This window comes from Planktosalinus sp., assembly GCF_059864935.1.
Genome location: NZ_JCBCCK010000338.1, coordinates 1 through 4,724, shown reverse-complemented (window position 1 = coordinate 4,724; position 4,724 = coordinate 1). Strand labels below are relative to the sequence as shown.

The 4,724-nt window shown below is 38.7% G+C and carries 5 protein-coding genes; 3 read left to right on the top strand and 2 right to left on the bottom strand.

Going from position 1 to position 4,724, the window contains the following annotated elements; genetic code table 11:
- The 3 genes from AC6F75_RS10900 to AC6F75_RS10890 form a co-directional block, all read left to right on the top strand.
- On the top strand, positions 1-1,443 hold a 1,443-nt coding region (locus tag AC6F75_RS10900), incomplete at its 5' end, for a transketolase C-terminal domain-containing protein (protein WP_500715049.1).
- 121 nt (positions 1,444-1,564) lie between these two features.
- Complete coding sequence (locus AC6F75_RS10895; protein WP_500715048.1) at positions 1,565-2,038, top strand: lipocalin family protein; 474 nt, start codon at positions 1,565-1,567, stop codon at positions 2,036-2,038.
- A gap of 6 nt (positions 2,039-2,044) precedes the next feature.
- Positions 2,045-2,755, top strand: coding sequence for a YiaD family glycine zipper/OmpA-like lipoprotein (locus AC6F75_RS10890; RefSeq protein ID WP_500715047.1), 711 nt, complete (start codon positions 2,045-2,047; stop codon positions 2,753-2,755).
- Positions 2,756-2,757: 2 nt separating this feature from the next.
- Here AC6F75_RS10890 and AC6F75_RS10885 read toward each other — a convergent pair whose 3' ends face one another.
- Both AC6F75_RS10885 and AC6F75_RS10880 read right to left on the bottom strand, forming a co-directional pair.
- The gene (locus AC6F75_RS10885) at positions 2,758-4,122 is read right to left on the bottom strand and encodes a cbb3-type cytochrome c oxidase subunit I (protein WP_500715046.1); all 1,365 of its coding nucleotides are present in this window, start codon (positions 4,120-4,122) and stop codon (positions 2,758-2,760) included.
- A 127-nt stretch (positions 4,123-4,249) separates the two neighbouring features.
- Entirely contained in the window at positions 4,250-4,654 is a 405-nt protein-coding gene (locus AC6F75_RS10880; protein ID WP_500715045.1) for a c-type cytochrome, read from the bottom strand.
- Between the last annotated feature and the right edge of the window lie 70 nt (positions 4,655-4,724).

The following is a 4,724-nucleotide window of genomic DNA, read 5'->3' as shown; positions in this document are numbered from 1 at the left end:
GGTTATGGACTTTCAACACCAACCAATGAACAGTACCGCTGCAAACAAATGATTGACAAAGGCATTGGTTATGGTATGGAAGCTCATCAGATTGACGGCAACAACATTGAAGACGTCTATACAAAAGTGTCTGAACTTGCCGAAAGTATGCGTGAAAATCCCCGTCCGGTGCTATTGGAGTTTATTACTTTCAGGATGCGCGGCCATGAAGAAGCTAGTGGGACCAAGTATGTGCCCAAAGAGTTAATGGAGTTTTGGGCATTAAAAGACCCAGTGAATAACTATGAAAGTTATTTACTTGAAAATGGCGTGTTGACTGAGGATGCTATCAATGGCTTTAAATCTGAAATCAAAAAAGAAATCGATGAAAACCTCAATATCGCTTTCGCGGAAGTGCCTATAGAATCAACTGAAATTGATGAATTGAGTGATGTCTATGAAGAGTTTGTATATCAGGAAACTACACCTAATTCAGAAACGAAAAATATTCGACTTATAGATGCGATTTCTGAAGGATTGAGACAAAGCATGGAGCGCCACAAGAACCTGGTCATTATGGGTCAGGATATTGCTGAGTATGGCGGTGTGTTTAAAATCACTGAAGGTTTTGTAGAGGCATTTGGAAAAGCGCGTGTGCGAAACACCCCTATATGTGAATCGGCCATAGTTTCTGCAGGAATGGGCTTGACCATCAACGGATACAAAGCCGTAGTTGAAATGCAGTTTGCCGATTTTGTTTCATCAGGATTCAACCCCATAGTGAATTATCTTGCAAAGAGCCACTACCGCTGGAGTGAAAAAGCAGATGTGGTGGTAAGAATGCCCTGTGGTGCCGGAGTGGGTGCAGGACCCTTTCACAGTCAGACCAATGAAGCCTGGTTTACACATACGCCGGGTTTAAAGGTGGTATATCCGGCTTTTCCTTATGATGCCAAAGGATTATTGGCCACAAGTATTGAAGACCCCAATCCGGTGTTGTTTTTTGAACACAAAGCGCTTTATAGAAGTGTGTATCAGGATGTCCCGACAGATTATTACACACTGCCTTTAGGCAAAGCATCATTTTTAAAAGAAGGTAATGAGGTCACAATTATTACTTATGGTGCCGGAGCACATTGGGCTCTTGAAACCTTAAACAATCACCCTGAAATTTCAGCTGATTTACTGGACTTGCGAACTTTGCAGCCAATAGACAAAAAAGCTATTTTTGAATCTGTAATTAAAACAGGAAAAGCTATCATCCTTCAGGAGGACAGCATGTTTGGCGGGATAGCTTCTGATATTTCAGCTATGATTATGGAGCACTGTTTTGAATCACTAGATGCACCTGTAAAAAGGGTGGCCAGTCTTGAGACTCCCATTCCATTCGCATCGGCTTTGGAAAAAAATTATCTAGCAAAAAATCGTTTTGAAAAAAGCTTGCTGGAGCTTCTATATTACTAATTGTTATTAAATATTTTCCTGTTTATTAAAAAATGTTAAGTAAATGATAAGGTTTTAACAACTATGCATTATTTACTTAAATTTTAGCTACTTTTATAGGAAATAATTAATCAACTTATATATGAAAAATGTAATTTATTTACTGACATTCAGTTTCTTGGTATTAGCTTGTGCAACGCCGCAGGCTGTTCGTGAGTCTAAAAATGTAATGAAAGGTGAATGGGTCCTAAACTCCATTACATATAGTGAAAGCGGAAGCTACAATATCACTATTTTTAGTGATGCTTCGAAAGACTGTTTTGAGGGAAGTACCTGGAAGTTTATTCCCAACAACAATACTGGTGTTTATACCATCGGTTCTGCAGGTTGTACTGTAGGAGACAGGCATTTTATTTTTACTATTCAGGAAATAGATGCCTCAACCGGCTATTACGATTTTCTGTTAAAGCCAACAGATGAACGTGGGCGTTCAGAAACAAATCAGGGCTTCAGAGTACGTTTGGCTTATCTTACAGATACTATGATGACTTGGCAACAAAATCTAACTGTTGATGGGAAACCATTTACACTAAATATGAACTTTACAAAAATTTAAAAAACTATGAAAAAACTAATCAAACAAACAGGAATATTATTATTAGCTGTAGCATTAGTAGGTTTAATTACCTCCTGTGATGCTACAAGAAATGCAAGCAACGCTCAAAAAGGAGCTGTAATAGGAACTGCCAGTGGTGCAGTATTAGGAGCCATAATTGGTAACCAAGTGGGCAGTAGCAAAGACAATCAGGTGATAGGTGCAGTAGTTGGTGGTGTTGTTGGAGGAACCGCAGGGGTGCTTATTGGCAACAGGATGGATAAACAAGCTCAAAAAATTGAAGAAGAAATACCGGGAGCACAAGTAGAACGCATTGATGATGCTATTGTGATTACTTTTGACGAAGGCAGTGGTGTTTATTTTGCTACTAACAGACATGACCTTAATGAGCAATCAAGAGCAAACCTTGACAAACTATCAGGAGTTATGAAAGAGTATGCAGACACCAATATTTTGGTTGTTGGTCATACTGATAGTACAGGTCCTTATGATTTTAATATGACCTTGTCTAAAAACAGAGCAGAGTCTGTTACTAATTATCTAGTTGGAAGAGGACTTAGCAGTGGTCGTTTTACTACAACCTGGTATGGACCTGACAGGCCATCGCACGACAACAGCACTGTTGAAGGTAGAGCCAAAAACCGCCGTGTTAATGTTGCGATAGTACCTAATGAGAAAATGATAGAAGACGCTAAAAAAGAGGCTGGAGAGAATTAATCTCAAAAAGACATTAATTTTTTAAGCCGAACATTTAATGTGTTCGGCTTTTTTGTTTTTTTGAATGAAGAATTTAACAGCTTAATTCCAATAATTAGAAACGAAACCATCAACACAGTTCCGGAAATAATAAATACTAGTATCCAAGCCCGGGAACGCTCCATCATCTCCCCAAAAGGCGCCTGAGGTTCCTCAAAAAACCAGAAACTTTTAACAAGCCCCATTCCAATTAGTGCTATTAAAAAAACAAGGAGTGATAGTTGTGCTCCCCAAAACCCGACTTTTAACCATTGTGACTGGTGGCTTTCCCTTTGGGGTAACAAAAAGTAGAACACAGCAGCCAGCAAAATCATCGTGTTGATTCCAATAGTGGTTCCCATGGCGTGGGCTGTGATAAAATGCGTGCCGTGCATATAGAGGTTTATGACCGGTATGGACATAAACAAAGCCAGCGTCAGGTTAAGTAATAACCAAAAATTTGCCGCCAATAAAAAACGATAGGGGAAATAATGATAATGTGCTTCTGCCTCAGTAACTTGCTTTCTCCAGTTGTAAAGAATTTTGATAAAAAACACCCATTCGGTCATACTTACAATATACCCCACATAATGAATGGTTGGGTTGGTAGGCACCAGATACAAATGATGGCCCCAGTTAAAAAGCATATTGAAAAAAGTAAGGAAAAATAATGCATACACCCATTTGCTGAATCCGGTATTGGCTTGTTCGCTGATGCGCTCCATCACATAAAAAGCCGTGCCAAACACCAGCATATTGTATGCCCCTACAATGCTACCCGCAGCTTTCCATTGTATGACCATATCTTTGATAAAAGACTCCCTGAAATAGGGGATAACCCACAGGTAATTTTCAATAAAAATAAACAGGAAATATACGATACCCGTGAGCCACATCCAGATATAAACCGGCCATTTTTTGATGGTTTTGACTTTTTGGATGAATACTACTAAAAACAATACCCAAGCAAGGCCGATTAAAATGGCAAATTCAGGAGGGTATTCCCAGTACTCCCGGCCACCAAAATTTCCGGTGAAATAGGAATAATAGATTCCGATGAGAGCGATCACCCAGATTGCCCAATGCAGCAATTGTAGGAATTTGTAATTGTTTTGTTTTGTGATTTCTTTCAGCGAATGATATATAGCCCCGGTTGCCGCAAGCAAGATCCAAAAAATGGATGCCGTAACGTGCATAGGGCGCAAACCTGACAAACCGATATTCTCTTTTAAAAACTCCGGATAGCGATAAATTAACGAACCCAAAAACCCAAAAATAACACTTACCATAAACAACACCATCGCCGTAATTAAAAAAAGGTTGCCGGTATTTTTATAACTATTTTTCATTCATCTTTCAAGTATCAGGCGCAAGTATTGTCTCTTATTGATTTTATCAAAAATATTAATTTTATTTATAATGAGAAGGCGCAAAATCTCGCGCCTCATACTTGTCTAAAATTAGTTAATTCGTAAATCATTGCTCAATCATTCCATTCCACAGTTTTCTATAATCCTTCGGATTGGAGGAACCACTGGCATTTGTTGCTTTAAGAAAATCAAATAATTGTTTTGTTTCTTCTTCTGTCAATTCGAATGGAGGCATAGAAGCCGCTCCATTTTTTAAGAAAGCATCCAGATAAAAAAATCCTTTTTCAGATACGTTTGTTAAATCAGGCCCCAGAAATCCGCCTAATCCATAGAGTTGATGACACACATGGCAATTGTATTTTTGCCACACCAACCGACCCTTTTTTTGCATCTCGGCATCATAATCGGCAGGCTTGTTTTCATAAATGTTTTCATCTAAATAAATACTCCAGGAGAACAGCAAAAATGCTGCGCTTAACAACAAAAATGTTTTGGGAATCCATTTATTCATACAGGGTATCATTAATAATCAATCTAGAAGTTTCAGCCATGTTTTGTAGTTCCCAAAGTGCTTTACTTTC